Origin of the sequence: Marinobacter sp. G11 (genome assembly GCF_021282325.1) — a bacterium.
Classification (GTDB): Bacteria; Pseudomonadota; Gammaproteobacteria; order Pseudomonadales; family Oleiphilaceae; genus Marinobacter; species Marinobacter vinifirmus.
In genome coordinates, this window is the sequence record NZ_JAJSPB010000011.1 from 44,578 (window position 1) to 61,150 (window position 16,573).

Consider the following 16,573-nt stretch of genomic DNA (forward strand, 5'->3'; position numbering starts at 1 on the left):
ACAAAATGCCGCCACATCAGGGGGCTCAGGGCAGGCAATCAGTGGCTGTCGGAAAACCACCAACGGGGCAGCAAACGATTAACGCCGGGTTGCAGGAAACGATCGTCAATCAACCAAATGATACCCCGGTCGTCCGGGGTGCGGATCACCCGGCCGGCAGCCTGGGCCACCTTCTGCAGGCCGGGAATCAGGTAGGTGTAGTTGTAGCCTTCGCCAAATCGTTGCTGCAGGCGGTCTTTGAGGATTTCATGCCAGGCATCGAACGGTGGCAGGCCGAGGGTAGCCACGAAGGCGCCGATGAGCTGGTCGCCGGGCAGGTCGATGCCTTCACTGAACACGCCGCCGAGTACCGCAAAGGCGACGCTGCCTTCAGGCTTCTGGAACTCCGCCAGAAACTGCCGGCGCTGCTCCGGGCTCATGCCCGGCTGCTGGGCGCGCTGGGGAATATCCGGTGCCTGCTGCGCCAGCGTGTCACTCACTTCCTTCGCATATTTAAAGCTGCTGAAGAACGCCAGGTAATGGCCCGGCCGTTCCCGGTACTGCTGGGCGATCAGCGCAGCAATGGGTTGCAGCGAGTCCTCCCGGTGTACCTGCCGGGTGCTGATGCCGGGGGTGAACTGGACCTGCAATTGTTCGGAGCTGAACGGGCTGGGCAGGGAGGTGAAGCGGGCGTCTCCAGGCAGGCCCAGCAGGTCCCGGTAATAGACGCCGGGGCTGAGGGTGGCGGAGAACAGCAGTACCGAGTGGGCGGCCTTGAAGCGCTCGGTGAGGAAATCCGCCGGGACCAGGTTCTGGATGGTCAGGCTCGCGCGGCCCCGGCCGGTGCGCTGGAATTCACACAGGGAGTGGTCACCGAAGCTGTCCGCCAGCTTCATAAACGCCACGCTTTCGAACATCACTTCCTGCAGGGCCAGGTCCGGCGGGTTGTCGGCCAGGTAATCGGTAATCACCGAGACCATGGCCTGCAGTGCACCCAGTAATTGCGGCGGCAGAGTCGCCAGGAACACCGGCTGGGCCTGTTCGCCGTGATCCCGGATCAGCGCTTGCCAGGCCCGGGCGGTGCGGTCGAGCGCTGCTTTGACCGGTTTCGGGGCGATCTTCTTCAGCTTTAACAGCCGCTGCTGCTCCAGCTGCACCGAGTACATACCCCGGGCGCGATCCACCAGGTTGTGGGCTTCGTCCACCAGCACGCTGGCTTGCCAGTTGTTCTGGCGGATCAGGCCGTGCAGTAGGGCGGACTGGTCGAACAACCGGTTCACATCGCCGATCACCAGATCGCTCCAGCGGGCCATTTCCTGGGCGAGAAAATACGGACAAATGTCATGACCTGCGGCGATTTTCGCTAAATTCTGCTGGTTTAACGGCTCTTTGCTCTGCACCGCCTCGGCCCGGGCGTCCGGCAGGCGGTCAAAAAAGCCTTTTGCCAGGGGACAGGATTCGCCGTGGCAGGCTTTGTCCGGGTGTTCGCAGGCGTCATCTTTCGACACCAGCTCCAGGGTGCGCAGCGGCCAGGGCTGCAGCTCATCTTGCGCGGCCCGCAATTTATCCACAGCATCCAGCGCCAGCTGCCGGGCGGTGTTGCGGCAGGTGAGGTAGAACAACCGGTCCTGCCTGGCGGCAGGCATGGCCATCAGGGCCGGGAACAGGGTGCCCAGGGTTTTGCCCAGGCCGGTGGGCGCTTCCAGCAGCAGGGTGCCCGCTTTGACGGAATTCTTGTACACGGTTTCCGCCAGCTGCCGCTGCCGGGGGCGAAAGTCCGGGAACGGAAAGGTCAGGGTGGCCAGCAGGGTATCGCGCTGCTCCCGGTGGTGTTCTTCCTGCTCGGCCCAGGCTTGGTAACGGCCACACAGGGTTTCGAGTTCCTGCCAGAGCTCGTCGGCTTTGGCGGTTTCGGTGAGCACCGTTTCCTTGTCCCGGCCGGTGTCGTAATACACCAGCGCCAGCTCCACGCTTTTGCGGTTTTCCTGCCGGCACAGCAGGGCACCATAGGCCCGCAACTGGGCCCGGTGCAGGGCACGCTGGTGGGGGCGGATACGTGACACATCGCCCCGGTGGGTTTTGATTTCTTCCAGCCGGTTCTTGTGCGGGTTATAGCCATCGGCCCGGCCTGAAAGCTCCAGCCCCAAGCAATTACCAGTAAGTGAATACTCGCTTTTATAGCCATAGCCACGCTTTGACTGGATGGCCTGATGGCCGGCTATGCCCTCTTCGCTGGTGGGTGCGGGGGTGTAGCGGAAGTCCAGGTCGCCGTGGCGGGCCGCGAATTCACACAGGGTTCGGACCGCAACTTTCACACGCTTGCCTCATCGTCCTGCCAGCGCACATAGCAGACGCTGGCCGGGATGCCTTGCCGGGCGAAAAAGTGTAACCAGCGAACCTGGTGGTCCTGCAACCGGTCGCCGGGGCCTTTTACTTCGATCATTTCATAACGCTGTTCAGGTTGCTCGGCATCCGGCACCAGCCGGATCAGGTCCGGGAAGCCGCTGCGATGTTCCTTGATGTTGTGAAGCAGCCGGCGGAACAGGGCATCCAGGTGGTGGGCGGGAATGCAGTGCAGCGCCAGTTCCAGCAGGGCTTCATCCAGTACCGGCCAGAATACGAAGGGATTGGCGATGCCCTGTTTGGCCTGAAAGGTGTCGCGAATGTGCTGTTTATAGGCATGGGTTTTCAGCAGGCCAAAGCGCTCCTCAAAGGCCTGCGCGCGTCGGGCGACAAAGTCTTCCCGGGTCAGGTCCGCCGGGCCGATATGGAACGGATGGAAGAAGGCGCCGGGGATGGGTTTGAAGATCACTGGCCAGCACAGCAGCCCGAACAGGGCATTGATCAGGGTGTTTTCCACATAGACCACCGGTGCCGCCTCTGTGCTCAAGTGCTGAACCGCCGCCAACTCCACGGTGCCGGTGTCTGGCCTTGGCAAGGTGAGGGTGAATTCCCGCAGCGGAGGGTTATCCACAGGCTCGGGTTTGTCGGCCCCCACCTTGGGCGCCAGCCGCTTCAGCAGGCGACCCAGGCCCTGGGCTTCGGCGTCGCTCAGGTCACTGGTTCGCCACTGACAGGCAATGCCCCAGGCCTCCTGAAAACGCTTCATCCGTTCCAGTAAGCGAAGCTGTTTCAGCCGCGCTTCCCGGTGTCCGCTGTTTTCCCAGACCTCAAGCGCCAGTTCCCGTTCGCCCTGTCGCTCCGCCTGCCGGCCCAGTTCCAGCAACAGCCGGTCCCGACGGCTGGTGAGCCAGGGGTTATCCACAGGCCCGGGGACATCGGGCCAGACGTCCGCCGCCGGTTCGCCGATATCGAGCCGTTCCCGGCACTGGTGCATCTGCAGGTAATAATCCACTTCTGCCCGGCGCTGAAAGGCGCGGGATTCCGGGGTGAAGGGCACCGGCTCGAACTGCTGCACGCCCAGTTCCACCAGCACAAAGTCGGTCCAGCTCTGGCGCAGGTTGCCGAAAAACATCAGGCGGATGCGGTCGAACAGGGCCATGTCCTGGAGCTGGACCACTTCCGGGGCCTGTTCACCGACTGCCTCTGCCAGCCAGTGCTGCAGGGGCTTTAGTTCACTGAACGCTTCCGCCAGCAACTCCCGCATCTGAGCTTTTCCCAGCGTTTTCGGGTGGCCCTGTTGGTGCAGCCAACCGCCAAAGACCGGCCTTAGTTCAGCCAGGGTAAACAGCCGGAACAGATCATCCAGGCTCAGCTCCGGCGAGTTATCCAGCCAGCCCTCCTGCACCAATAACTTGAGCGCTTCGGCCTCCGGCACCGGCAGTTCCGGATAATGCAGCTTGTCGGCCCGGAACAGCTCACCGGTACGCATCACCATGCGGGTCAGCAGCGCCCGAGAGCCGGTGGCCAGGCCCTTATAGGCCGCCAGCCGGTTTCGCTCCTGTTGCGTTAACAAATCCGCGTGATGGTCCGCTACCCAGGCCACCAGAATATCCATGTTCTCGAGATAGTAGAGCGGATCATCCAGGCTGGCGGGAACCGGTCGGTGCTTGGTCATAGGAAAGCAGACGTTGGATTGGCAAAGAGGCACAAACTTTACGCCGGAAGGCGGGCAGGCTCAAACCCATTCCATGCACAAAAATTAATCATTGCGACCCTTGCGAATCTACTTAGTGATAACTATTATCATTTGCATCAAGACAAGGAGGACGCCATGAAATTTCTCTGCCCACGCCATCGCCAGATCTTCTCCCGCCTTTCTCTCAATGAACAGAACGAGTTATGGCTGTTCTGGATGGAATACGCCTTCACCTTCTGCGAGAACCAGGATGCCGAAAAGATGATTGCCGCCACCGGCAGCGCCTTTGACCTGGCCTGCCTGGCGCGGGCGGAGCACCCGGACTGCATGCATGTGGAACTGACGCTGGCCGCCATTCTGGTGTGCCGTGCCCTACGGGACCGGGGCGAGCACAATGCGGCGGATTATGTGCTGTTCACGGCAGTCGAAAACCTGCAGCTGGCCGAGCCCTGTGTTAACAGCGCCAGCGGCTGCTGCAGCACCGATGATTGCATTGCCGTGCTTCTGGACACCACTCGCCAGGCTGATTTCTTCAGCGAATACCTGAACTGGCCGGTATTCCCGGTGGCTCAATACCCGGCCACCCTCGCCGAAAACGCAATCAACTGAGGACGGGAGGCTCTATGGGAATGGCTCTCTTACACCCCGATCTATCCCGGCAGCATCACTACAATCCGGTGAACTGGCCCGGTGCGACGGATTCCGCTCAGGTCGCCATCTCGATTTCCGCCGACTCCCTGTGCCGGCTTTTGCAAAGCCACCAGCTGCACGTGGAAGACCTGACCTGCCTCGATGCGGAATCGAGGGCCCGGGTGCGGCAAATGCTCCTCGACCAGGTGCGTTGACCGAACGCGACCTTCTTTGTCGCAAGTCACAGGTATCCTTTGTTCTGCAACCTGGCGCACCCTCTGCGAATCCGGGAGCGCTTAAGGTAAGCTGTTTGCCATCCATTCCAGCGAATTCCGCAGTTAAGGACACCCATGGCCGCCATTGAACCCGGCTTTCACGCCATCCACGCCAACCACCTGGAAGACCTGCGCCGCGCCGTGGTCTACATCTGCCGGCAGAACCCCATGCCGCCGCTGCAGAGCGAGACCTTCCTGGTGCAGAGTAACGGCATCGCCCAGTGGCTGAAACTGGCGCTGGCAGAGAAGCGCACCGACGATGGCGTGGAAGGCGGCCTGGGCATTGCCGCCGGCATGGATTTCCTGTTTCCCGCACGCTTTATCTGGCAGGCCTACCGGGCGGTGTTGCCCGATGGCGAGGTGCCGGAACAATCCCCCTTTGATAAACGGCGGCTGGTGTGGCGACTGTACCGGTTGTTGCCGGAACTGGTGGGTCAGGATGACGCCTTCACGCCGCTGGCGCGGTTTCTGGACGGCAGCGATACCGACCTGCGCAACTTCCAGCTGGCCGAAAAAGTAGCCGACCTGTTCGACCAGTACCAGGTGTTCCGCGCCGACTGGCTAGCGGCCTGGGAGCAGGACAAGGATGTGGTGATCACCGCCCGGGGCGAAGAAAAAGCCCTGGATGCGGAAACCCTCTGGCAGCCGTTACTCTGGCGCAAGCTGGTAGAAGACGTGGGCAGCGAGGCCCACACCAGCCGCTCGCAGATTCACACCCGCTTTATGGAGCAGGGCCAGCGCATCAGCCAGCCGGCCAATCCGGGGCGTCTGCCCAGACGCATTGTGGTGTTCGGGGTGTCGTCACTGCCCCGGCAAGCGCTGGAGGCGCTTTATGTCCTCAGCCGGTTCAGCCAGGTGGTGCTGTGTGTTCATAACCCCTGCCAGTTCTACTGGGCCGACATCATCAGCGACCGGGAGTTGCTGAAAGCCGAGCGCAAGCGGGGCGCCGCACACCCGGTGCTGTCACAGATTGACGATCCGGACCAGCTGCACCAGCACGCCAACCCGCTGCTGGCGGCCTGGGGCAAACAGGGCCGGGACTACATCCGCCTGCTGGATGAGTTCGACAACCCGGACGACTACCGCGCCAGCTTCCAGACCCCCGGCCAGAAGATCGATATCTTCACCGACCATGGCGATGTGGATAACCCCTGCCTGCTGCATCAGTTGCAGAACGATATCCACAACCTGACGCCGTTGCAGGAAATCCGCCAGCAGCAGCGCACGGTGGATCTGGCCCGGGACCATTCCGTGGTGTTCCACGACGCCCACGGCCCCCAGCGGGAAGTGGAGATTCTGCACGACCAGCTGCTGGCTGCCTTCAATGCCGACCCCACGCTCCGGCCCCGGGATGTGATCGTGATGGTGCCGGACATCAACGTGTACGCGCCCCACATCCAGGCGGTGTTCGGCCGCTATTCCCCCGGCCGCAAGCGCCATATTCCATTTACCATTTCCGATCAGGGCCAGCGCCACCACGAACCGGTGCTGATAGCCCTGGAAACCCTGATGTCGCTGCCCCGCAGCCGCTTTGGCGTGAGCGAAATTATCAGCCTGCTGGAAGTGCCCGGCATTCGCGACCGCTTTGATATCAGTGAAGACGAGATCCCCCTGGCCCGGCGCTGGGTGGAAGGCACCAACATTCGCTGGGGCCTACATGGCGAGCACCGGCAAAGCCTGGACCTGCCAGCGGAGCTGGATCGCAACACCTGGCAGTCTGGTCTTCGGTCCATGCTGCTCGGTTACGGTATGGGCGATGACGAACCCTGGGGCGGAGTAGAACCCTATGGCGAAATCGGCGGCCTGCAAGCCAGCCTGGCCGGGCGCCTGGGCGAGTTCGTACACCAGCTGGAAACCCTGTGGCAGGCCCTGCAAGCCACCCGCACGCCCGGGGAATGGGAAGCCCTGTTCTCCGCCATGCTGGAGCAGTTTTTCCACAAGGTGGAAGGCCAGGACCTGCTGTTGCTGAACCGCTTCCGCCGCCAGCTCGAGCAATGGCTGGAAGATGCCCTTGCCGCCGGCCTTGATCACCGCCCGCTGCCCCTGAACATCGTCAAGGATGTGCTGCTGCAGGGCCTGGACGAAGGCGGCCTGAACCAGCGCTTCCTGGCTGGCAAGGTGAACTTCGCCACCCTGATGCCGATGCGGGCCATTCCGTTCCGCAAAGTGTGCCTGCTGGGTATGAACGACGGCGATTACCCCCGCTCCCGGCCGCCGGTGGATTTCGACCTGATGGCGCAGGATTACCGGCCGGGGGATCGCTCCCGCCGGGAAGACGACCGCTACCTGTTCCTCGAAGCCCTGCTGTCGGCCCGGGAACAGCTGTACATCAGCTGGGTGGGGCGCAGCATCAAGGACGATTCCGAGCGGCCACCCTCGGTGCTGATAGGCCAGTTGCAGGATCACCTGGACAGCCTGTGGTCTGTGGCAGGGCAGCCGAAACAGCCTGTGACCCAAGCCCTGACCACCCAGCACCCGCTGCAACCGTTCAGCCGGGACTACTTCCCGAAAGCCAATGGCCTGGGCGAAGGCGAAGAGGCCCAGCCCAAACCGCTGGCCGAGGTGCTGCAGGCCCGTGGCCTGTTCACCTACGAACGGGAATGGCGCAGCGCCCACGCTGTGGATAACTCTGAGCAGAGCCGGCAAGCCCTGCCATATCAGGCTCCTGAAGAACCCATCAGCCTGAACGAGCTGGCGAACTTCCTGAAAAAGCCCATCGACACCTTCTACCAGCGCCGGCTGCAGGTGCGCTTTGAAGACGTGGAAGACGAGGATACCGACAACGAAAACTTCGACCTGAACGGCCTGGACCGCTGGCGCCTGGATAACGAGCTGATCCAGGACAGCGTGCTGAAAGCCGCCAGCGAGGAAGAACTGTACGAGCGGCTCGAAACGACACTCGACCGCATGGCCCGGCGCGGCGACCTGGGTATGGGCGTCACCGAACATCGCCTGCGCACGGAACTGGCCGGCCGGCTGCCGGACCTGTTCGAGCGCTATCGGGGCGCCCTGGCGGAATGGCCGGAAGTGGTGGCCGAGCCTTTACCCTTCGAGTTTCGCTATTCAGGGGATCCTGGCTCGGTTGAGGTAGCGGATTTAATCGACAACCTGCGCTGTAATCCACAAGGGCAAGTGTGCCGGCTGGTCATCGCCAGCTCCGGCCTTCTGAGCAGTTCAGGCAGTGGCAAGAAAGTCCGCTACGCCAACCTGCTGCGGGACTGGCTGATTCACCTGGCCGGGCAACTCAGCGGCCAGCCCTTCGAAACCCTGATTCTGGGTAAGGACGAAGGCCGCAAGTTCCACTTCCCGGTGATGGCACCCGAACAGGCACGAAAACACTTCGAAGCCATTCTCAGAAGCTGGATGGACGCCACCACCCGGGCACTGCCCATTCACTGCGAAGCCGGCTTTGCCTGGATCACCAGTTTCTACGGCGGCAGGAAATACGTGGGTGACCACGAGCGCGCCATCAGTGAAGCGGAACAGGCCTACACCACCGCCCTGGAACGGGACACCGGCTACCTGCGCGGCGCCTTTGAAAGCCCCGAGATACTGATGGCCAGTGGCGAGTTCGAAGCCTTGCTGCACCAGCTTTACGTGCCTCTTTGGGAAGCGGAGCAGGGCAAATCAGCAGCCGAGCAGGTGGGTTACCAGGAGGAGCAGGCATGAATCAGACAATCGCTAACCGCAACCCGAACCTGGACCCGCTGGCGCTGCCCCTGAACGGCAGTGCGCTGATCGAAGCCAGCGCCGGCACCGGTAAAACCTTCACCATCGCCATCCTGTATGTGCGCCTGGTGCTGGGCCATGGCCAGGCAGAAGACAGCCCGCTGCAGAACCTGCTGCCGCCGAACCTGCTGGTGGTGACCTTTACCGACGCCGCCACCAAGGAGCTTCGGGATCGCATCCGCACCCGGCTGACCCAGGCTGCCGAGGTGTTTTCCGAGGCCGCCGACAGCCTGGAACCGACCCCGGAAACCGCACTTATCCACAAACTGCGGGATGACAGCTATCCGGACCCGGCCAGCTGGCCCGACTGCCGCAAGAAACTGCTGCTGGCCGCCGAATGGATGGACGAAGCTGCGGTGTCCACCATCCACGGCTGGTGTAACCGCATGCTCAGCGAACACGCCTTCGACAGCGGCAGCCTGTTCAAACTCACCCTGGCCACCGACCAGAGCGAACTGCTGGAAGACGTGGCCCGGGATTACTGGCGTACCTTTGTCTATCCGCTGCCGCCGGCCCTGATGGACGAAGCCCTCAGCCACTGGAAAACCCCCACCGACCTGCGCAAGGCGGTGCGCAACCTGATCGACGATCCGGACGCCCTGGGCACACCGCCAGAGAACGTGCACCAGGCCATCAACCAGGTGGTCAGCGAGCGGCTGGCACGGGCCAATGAACTGAAAGCCCACCCCTGGGCCCAGTGGCAGCAGGAAGTCACCGATCTGTTGAACGACCTGCACAAAGCCAAGCGCCTGCACGGCGGCAGCAAGAACGCCATGATCAAGGTCTGGGACAACCTGCTGGCCTGGGCCGATTCCGACGAACTGCTGCCGGAGAAACTGGACAGCGCCGCCGGTTACAAGAACCAGACCCCCGAAGGCCTGGATAATATCCTGAAAGGGGAGGAGCCCGGCCCCCATCACCCGGCCTTCGACGCCATCGAAGCCTTGATGGCATTCGGCCAGAACCAGCCCAGCGCCAAGTCCGACATCCTGCGACACGCCAGCCACTGGATTGCCAGCCGGCTGGAAGCGGAAAAACAGCAACGCTCGGAAATGGGCTTTGACGACCTGCTCACCCGCCTGGACGACGCCCTGCACGGCCCCCGGGGTGACCAGTTGGCCGCCACCATCCGCCGGCAGTTCCCGGTGGCGCTGATTGACGAATTCCAGGACACCGACCCGGTGCAGTACCGCATTTTCAACCGGGTCTATAACGTGGAAGCGAACAGCCCGGACACCTGCCTGCTGATGATCGGTGATCCGAAACAGGCCATTTACGGCTTCCGGGGCGCCGATATCTACACCTACCTGCAGGCACGGCTGGGTGTGCAGGCCCGCACTTACACCCTGGGCAAGAACTTCCGCTCCGCCGAATCCATGGTGAGCGCCGTCAACCGGGTGTTTGAACACAGCGACCAGCACAGCGCCAAAGGCGCCTTCCTGTTCGGCAAGGGCGACAGCACGCCGCTGCCATTCCAGGGTGTGGATGCCAACGGCACCAAACGCCTGTGGGCGGTGAACGGAGAAATCCAGCCCAGCCTGGTGTTCTGGACCCACGAATCCGCTGAAACCGACAAGGAAGGCAACCCGAAGGGGCTGGCCAAGGGCACCGCTACCACCGAGGTAGCCGAAACCTGCGCCAGCGAGATCGCCCGGCTGCTGACCCTGGGCCAGGCCGGACAGGCCGGCTTTGCCCTGCCGGATAACCCCGCCGACCTGGAGCCGGTGGCACCGAAAGACATCGCCGTGCTGGTGAACAATCGCAACGAGGCGGCCGCGGTGCGGGATGCCCTCGGGCGCCGGCGCATCAAGAGCGTGTACCTGTCAGACCGGGATTCGGTGCTGACCTCCCAGGAAGCCAAGGAAGTGCTGTGCTGGCTGCGGGCCTTCGCCGAACCCCGGCAACTGGCCTTTATCCGTGCCGCCCTGGCCACACCGACCCTGGGCCAGAGCTGGCAGACGCTGGACTTGCTGCTGACCGACGAGCTGGTGCTGGAACGGGAAATCGAGCGTTTTCAGGGCTACCAGCAACAATGGCAAAGCCAGGGCGTATTGCCCATGCTGCGCAGCTTTCTGATGGACTTCGAGGTGCCCGGCCTTTTGCTGCAAAGCCCCGACGGTGAGCGAAGGCTTACTGACATCCTGCACATTGCCGAACTGCTGCAGCAGGACAGCCTGCAACTGGACGGCGAACACGCGCTGGTGCATCACTTCACCCAGATCCTGAGGGCAGCAGACGAAGAAGACGAACACCGCACCCTGCGCCTGGAAAGCGACGCCGGGCTGGTGAAGGTGATTACCGTGCACAAGTCCAAGGGCCTGGAATACCCGCTGGTGTTCCTGCCTTTCGGCACCGCCTTCCGCGCAGAGAACCAGAAGCAGGCGTATGTTCGCTACCACGACGATACCCGCAAGCTGGTAACGGTGTTCGACCCAACGCCGGAAGACATCGAACAAGCCGACCAGGAACGCCTGGGCGAGGACATCCGAAAACTCTACGTGGCCCTGACCCGGGCCCGGTTTGCCACCTGGGTGGGCGCAGCGGCTGTGGATAACTGGCACCAGAGTGGCCTGGGCTATGCGATTGCCGGAACACCGGAGCAGCCCATCAGCCAGGCCCTGGCCCCGCTGGCGCAAGGCCGCCCCGACATCCGAATTACCCCGCTGCCGGAAGCCGAAAGCACGGTATTCACCGAAACCGCCCCGGAAGCCCTGGGGCCGGCGCTGGTCTCCAGCCGGGAAGCGAAGGAAGACTGGTGGATTGCCAGTTACTCCAGCATCGAATACACCGGCATGGCCGGCACCGGTATTATCTTCACCGGCGAGGTGGAAGACGCCCAGACCCAGAACCTGCTGGAAGAAAGCGCCCAGGAACCAGCCGAAAAAGCCCCGGCCATGCCCAGCGTACGGAACCATCACCACTTCCCCAAAGGCGCCGGCCCCGGCACCTTCCTGCACGAATTACTGGAATGGTGCACAGCCCAGGGCTTCCAGCGGGTTGTGGATAACTCCGAGCTGCTGCACGAACGGCTCCCCCGCCGTTGTGGCACCCGGGGCTGGGGCGACTGGGTGGAACCCCTGCAGCAGTGGCTGCTGGCGTTGATCCGGAAACCGCTGAAACTGGACCGGGACGGGCAGCAAAGCGCCAGCCTGGCAGAGCTGGGCAACCTGCGCCCGGAGCTGGAGTTCTGGTTTGAAAGCCGCAACGTCAGCATCCGACAACTGGATGCGCTGGTCACCCGTCACACCCTGAACGGCGCGGACCGGCCCCGGGCCGAAACCTACCGCTTCAACGGCATGCTCAAGGGCTTTATCGACCTGGTGTTTGAACACAAGGGGCAGTATTACGTGCTGGACTACAAATCCAATGCTTTGGGCGAGGACGACGCCGCCTACACCGACCAGGCCATGGGCCAGGCGATCCTGGACAAGCGCTACGACCTGCAATACGTGCTCTACCTGCTGGCCCTGCACCGGTTGCTGAAAGCCCGGCTGCCGGGGTACGACTACGACCAGCACATCGGCGGCGCAGTGTACCTGTTCCTGCGCGGGGTGAATTCCGCCAGTGGCGGCGCGTTTACCGACAAGCCCCCCAGAGTGCTGATCGAACAACTGGATGCCCTGTTCGATGGCGAACCAGTCTCCGGGGAGGTGGCCGCATGAGCCGTACCCGCCATACTGAAAACCAGTTTGCCCTGGACCTGGGCGACGACACGCCGGTGAACACAACGGCAACGGAACCGCGTGAGCCTGTGGATAACTCACAGCTGTTGGCCCACCTTGACGACACCGAGGCGCTGTTAGGGCAATGGCAACAGGCCGGCTGGATTCGCCCGCTGGATACCGGCTTTGCCCGGCTGATCCGGGAACTCAGCGAAGAGCAGGGCGAAAGCCCGCAGCCTCTGGTGCTGCTGTTGGCCGCGCTGACTTCCCACCAGGTGGGTCGGGGCCACGTGTGTATCGACCTGGCCACACTGCTGGCCGATGCCGGCCATACCCTGGCGCTGCCGCCGGAAGAACCGGCCAACACCGGACTGTCCGAAGCCGAGGTGGCCAACCTGCAAGGGATTGATCCACAGGATCTGCTGGCCCGGGTGCAACTGGCCGACTGCCTGGTGGGTCTGCAAGGCTCTCTCGCTGTTAGCGATGGCTCCGAGCCGGCACCGCTGGTGCTCAACGGCAGCCGGCTGTATCTTCGCCGGTTCTGGCGCTACGAACAGCGTATTGCCGACGGCATCCAGCAACGGCTGGCCTTGCCATCGCCGCTGGCAGACCCGCAATCAGTGGCCGCGCAAACCTTATCCACAGCCCTCAACAAGCTGTTCCAGTCCACCGAACCGGTGGATTACCAGAAACTGGCCTGCGCCCTGGCGGCCCGCAACCGCTTTGCGGTGATCACCGGCGGCCCGGGTACCGGCAAAACCACCACCGTGGTGAATCTGCTGGCTGCGTTGCAGGCGGTAGCGGGAGAAACTCCGGAGCGGGCAGGGCGCAAGTACCGTATCCGCCTGGCCGCCCCCACCGGCAAGGCCGCCGCCCGCCTGAACGAATCCATTGGCGGCGCCGTCAGCAAACTGCCACTGGCAGACCTTCCCGGCTCCGTGCAACTGGACGACATTCCCACCAAGGTCACCACATTGCACCGGTTACTGGGCAGCCGGCCGGATACCCGCCAGTTCCGCCACAACCAGGACAACCCGCTGCTGGTGGATATCCTGGTGATCGATGAAGCCTCCATGGTGGATGTGGACCTGATGGCCTCGGTGTTCGATGCCCTGCCCGCCAATGCTCAACTGATCCTGCTGGGCGACAAGGACCAGCTGGCCTCGGTGGATGCCGGCGCCGTACTGGGCGAGCTGTGCCAGCGGGCCTTCGACGCCCACTACACCCCGGACACCGCCAGCTGGCTGACCGCCATCACCGGCGCCCAGGTACCGGCCAGCCTTGTGGATAACTCAGGCCAGCCACTCGACCAGGCCGTGGCCATGCTGCGCAAGAGCTATCGTTTCGGGCAGGACAGCGGTATCCGGCAGTTAGCAGAAGCCGTTAATACCAGCGCTCTGACGAGCACCGTGCTCAAGCAAATTCGTGACGCCGAGTTTGAGGATGTCATCTGGCTGAACGGCCACACCCCGAAACCCGCCCCGGAACAGACGCTTGAGCTGATCTGCCGCCACGCCATCACCGGCACCCCGGAGAGCTTCCGCAACGCCGGGCAGGGACGGGTGGTGAATGGCAAAGCGCTGCCACCACCGGTGGGCTATCGCCATTATCTGGAAGTTATCCACAGCTCCGGTTTAACCGCGGACAGTCCGCGGGAAGCCTGGGATGCCCACGCGGCAGAAGTGCTGGAAGCCTTTAACGACTTCCAGGTTCTATGTGCGTTACGCAAAGGCCCCTGGGGCGTGGAAGGCTTAAACCAGCAAATCGCCCAAAAGCTGCTGGCTGAAAAACTGATCGACAAAACCGACGGCTGGTACGCCGGCCGGCCGGTGCTGGTCACCGGCAACGACTACAATCTGGGCCTGATGAACGGGGACATCGGTATCACTTTCAGTGTGCCCTGGGACAGGACCGCCACTGGTGAGCCAAAAGACACCTTGCGGGTGGCCTTCCCGAGTGGTGACAGCACCGGCGGCATTCGCTGGATTTCCCCCAGCCGTCTGCAGCAACTGGAAACCGTGTACGCGATGACTGTGCATAAGTCCCAGGGCTCGGAGTTCAACCACACCTGTCTGGTGCTGCCGGATAGACTCAGCCCAGTGCTTACCAAGGAACTGGTGTACACCGGCATTACCCGGGCCAAGAACTGGTTCAGCCTGATTACCGGCGATGCACAGGTGTTCAGGGACAGCGTAAGCCAGCAGGTCGTACGGGCTTCTGGACTAGCACTCCAACTTGGAGAAGGCTATCACCGAAGCTCGATGCGACAGTGAGGAGGGGAGGCCCTTCCAAAACCGTGCGGAGCCATGGATGGCGGAGCTCGAGCGTCACATGGATGTGCCGAAGGAGCGTGTTTTGGAAGGGCCTCCCCTCCTCACTGTTCGCCACTCCGATGTTGCTGCTCCCACAGATGAGCGTAATGACCACCGCGGGCTAGCAAGTCATTGTGGCTGCCGCTTTCCACTATTCGGCCACCATCCATCACAAGGATGGTGTTGGCATCGCGGATGGTGGATAACCGGTGGGCGATCACCAAGGTGGTTCTCTGCTGACTGACTTCTTTCAACGCGCCGAGAATTGCCTGCTCAGATAGCGAATCCAGAGACGAGGTAGCTTCATCCAAGATCAGCAGCGGCGGGTTCTTCAAAATCACCCGGGCAATGGCCACCCGCTGCTTTTCGCCACCGGATAACTTCAGGCCACGCTCTCCCACTTTAGTTTCGTAACCTTCTGGCAGGCTGTGGATAAAGTCTTCCAGGTGGGCCATGCGTGCGGCCCGGTAGACTTCTTCCTCGGTCGCTTCGGGGCGGCCGTAGGCGAGGTTGCGGTACAGGGTATCATTGAACAGGACGGTGTCTTGCGGTACCACACCGATGGCCGAGCGCAGGCTGTCCTGGGTCACGTCGCGGATATCCTGGCCATCAATCCGGATGGCACCTTTATTCACCTCATAGAACCGGAATAACAGCCGGGCGAGGGTAGACTTGCCGGCGCCGCTGGCGCCTACTACGGCCACGGTATGGCCCGCAGGTATGGTGAAGTTCACATCCTGCAGGATGGGGCGGTCCGGCCGGTAGGCGAAGTGAATGTGTTCGAAGCGTACCTCGCCGTTATCCACAGCCAGGGGTTTGGCATTCGGCGCATCCTGGATGGCGGGTCTATCCCCAAGCAGTTTGAACAGGCGCTCCACGTTTACCAGGGCCTGGCGGATTTCCCGGTAGACGAAACCCAGGGCGTTCAGGGGGATGAACAGCTGGATCAGGTAGGCGTTTATCATAGTGAAGTCGCCCAGGGTGATCTCGCCACTGGCCACTTCGCCCACCGCCATGGCCATGATGACAATCAAGGCCACGCCGATGATCAGCGCCTGGCCGGCGTTCAGGGTGGCCAGGGACAGGCGGTTTTTCAGCCGGGCCTTTTCCCAGTCGTCCAGGTCCTGGTCGTACAGTTCGGCTTCGTAGCGTTCGTTGTTGAAGTATTTGACGGTTTCGTAGTTGAGGAGGCTGTCGATGGCCCGGGAGTTGGACTGGTTGTCCCGGGCGTTGGCTTCCCGCACGAACTTCGTTCGCCACTCGGTGATCTTGATGGAGAACACCACATACACCACCACCGCCACCAGAATGGCCAGCACGTAACCCACGTTGAACACCACCAGTAGAATACCGGCCACCAGCAGGATTTCCAGGATGGTGGGCACGATGTTGAACAGGGTAAAGCGCAGCAGGAAGCTGATGCCGTTGGTACCCCGTTCGATATCCCGGGCCAGGCCACCGGTTTTGCGGTCCAGGTGAAACCCCAGCTCGCGTCGGTGCAGGTGTTCAAAGATCCGCAACGACACCCGCCGCATCGCCCGCTCGGCTACCCGGGCGAACACGGCATCCCGAAGCTCGTTGAACAGAGTGGCGCCAAAGCGCAGGGAGCCGTAGGCCACCACCAGCACCACCGGAATCCACAGCAGCATGTCGGCGCCGCGGTTCTGGTCCAGGTAATCCACAATGTATTTCAGGGCTACCGGGGTGGCTACGGTGGCCAGCTTGGCCAGTACCAGCAAAGACAACGCCAGTGCTACCCGGCCCCGGAACTCGGTCAGGTAGGGCCAGAGCCCGGCAATCACTTTCCAGTCGGGTTTGTGGTCGGCGGGGTAGTCGTTATCAGCGTAGGCGCGCACGGGATTTCCTGTTCGGTTGGTAAGGAGCAGATTGTGCCAGATTCATCGTATACTGTGGGCATTCACAGGGTGCCTGAACAGCACCAAATTT

At 62.5% G+C, this 16,573-nt stretch carries 8 protein-coding genes; 5 read left to right on the forward strand and 3 right to left on the reverse strand.

Going from position 1 to position 16,573, the window contains the following annotated elements:
- Window positions 1-38 precede the first annotated feature (38 nt).
- Together LWH94_RS09130 and LWH94_RS09135 are read right to left on the reverse strand one after the other, a co-directional pair.
- Window positions 39-2,294 (reverse strand): ATP-dependent DNA helicase, encoded by a 2,256-nt coding sequence (locus LWH94_RS09130; RefSeq protein WP_232901973.1) that lies wholly within the window; start codon window positions 2,292-2,294, stop codon window positions 39-41.
- Window positions 2,291-3,997, reverse strand: a complete 1,707-nt coding sequence (locus LWH94_RS09135) for a VRR-NUC domain-containing protein (RefSeq protein WP_232901974.1) — start codon at window positions 3,995-3,997, stop codon at window positions 2,291-2,293. Before LWH94_RS09135 ends, LWH94_RS09130 begins: the two co-directional genes overlap by 4 nt.
- A gap of 156 nt (window positions 3,998-4,153) precedes the next feature.
- Between LWH94_RS09135 and LWH94_RS09140 the strand changes: the two genes are divergently transcribed.
- The 5 genes from LWH94_RS09140 (at window position 4,154) to recD (ending at window position 14,587) form a co-directional block, all read left to right on the forward strand.
- The gene (locus LWH94_RS09140) at window positions 4,154-4,627 is read left to right on the forward strand and encodes a hypothetical protein (protein ID WP_014420008.1); all 474 of its coding nucleotides are present in this window, start codon (window positions 4,154-4,156) and stop codon (window positions 4,625-4,627) included.
- 20 nt (window positions 4,628-4,647) lie between these two features.
- Window positions 4,648-4,863: a hypothetical protein gene (locus tag LWH94_RS09145; protein WP_232901975.1), complete on the forward strand. Its 216-nt coding sequence runs from the start codon at window positions 4,648-4,650 to the stop codon at window positions 4,861-4,863.
- 135 nt (window positions 4,864-4,998) lie between these two features.
- Complete coding sequence (gene recC, locus LWH94_RS09150; protein WP_232901976.1) at window positions 4,999-8,592, forward strand: exodeoxyribonuclease V subunit gamma; 3,594 nt, start codon at window positions 4,999-5,001, stop codon at window positions 8,590-8,592.
- Entirely contained in the window at window positions 8,589-12,314 is a 3,726-nt protein-coding gene (recB, locus tag LWH94_RS09155; RefSeq protein ID WP_232901977.1) for an exodeoxyribonuclease V subunit beta, read from the forward strand. The genes recC and recB overlap by 4 nt, the downstream gene beginning before the upstream one ends.
- Complete coding sequence (gene recD / locus LWH94_RS09160) at window positions 12,311-14,587, forward strand: exodeoxyribonuclease V subunit alpha (RefSeq protein ID WP_232901978.1); 2,277 nt, start codon at window positions 12,311-12,313, stop codon at window positions 14,585-14,587. The genes recB and recD overlap by 4 nt, the downstream gene beginning before the upstream one ends.
- A 101-nt stretch (window positions 14,588-14,688) precedes the next feature.
- Here recD and LWH94_RS09165 read toward each other — a convergent pair whose 3' ends face one another.
- Window positions 14,689-16,482 (reverse strand): ABCB family ABC transporter ATP-binding protein/permease, encoded by a 1,794-nt coding sequence (locus LWH94_RS09165; RefSeq protein ID WP_232901979.1) that lies wholly within the window; start codon window positions 16,480-16,482, stop codon window positions 14,689-14,691.
- Window positions 16,483-16,573: the final 91 nt, after the last annotated feature.

What these genes read in the sequence shown, in the direction of transcription:
- LWH94_RS09140 (WP_014420008.1), top strand. Translation starts at nt 4,154, where the DNA reads ATGAAATTTCTCTGCCCACGCCATCGCCAGATCTTCTCCCGCCTTTCT.
- recB (WP_232901977.1), top strand. Translation starts at nt 8,589, where the DNA reads ATGAATCAGACAATCGCTAACCGCAACCCGAACCTGGACCCGCTGGCG.
- LWH94_RS09145 (WP_232901975.1), top strand. Translation starts at nt 4,648, where the DNA reads ATGGCTCTCTTACACCCCGATCTATCCCGGCAGCATCACTACAATCCG.
- LWH94_RS09135 (WP_232901974.1), bottom strand. Translation starts at nt 3,997, where the DNA reads ATGACCAAGCACCGACCGGTTCCCGCCAGCCTGGATGATCCGCTCTAC.
- recC (WP_232901976.1), top strand. Translation starts at nt 4,999, where the DNA reads ATGGCCGCCATTGAACCCGGCTTTCACGCCATCCACGCCAACCACCTG.
- recD (WP_232901978.1), top strand. Translation starts at nt 12,311, where the DNA reads ATGAGCCGTACCCGCCATACTGAAAACCAGTTTGCCCTGGACCTGGGC.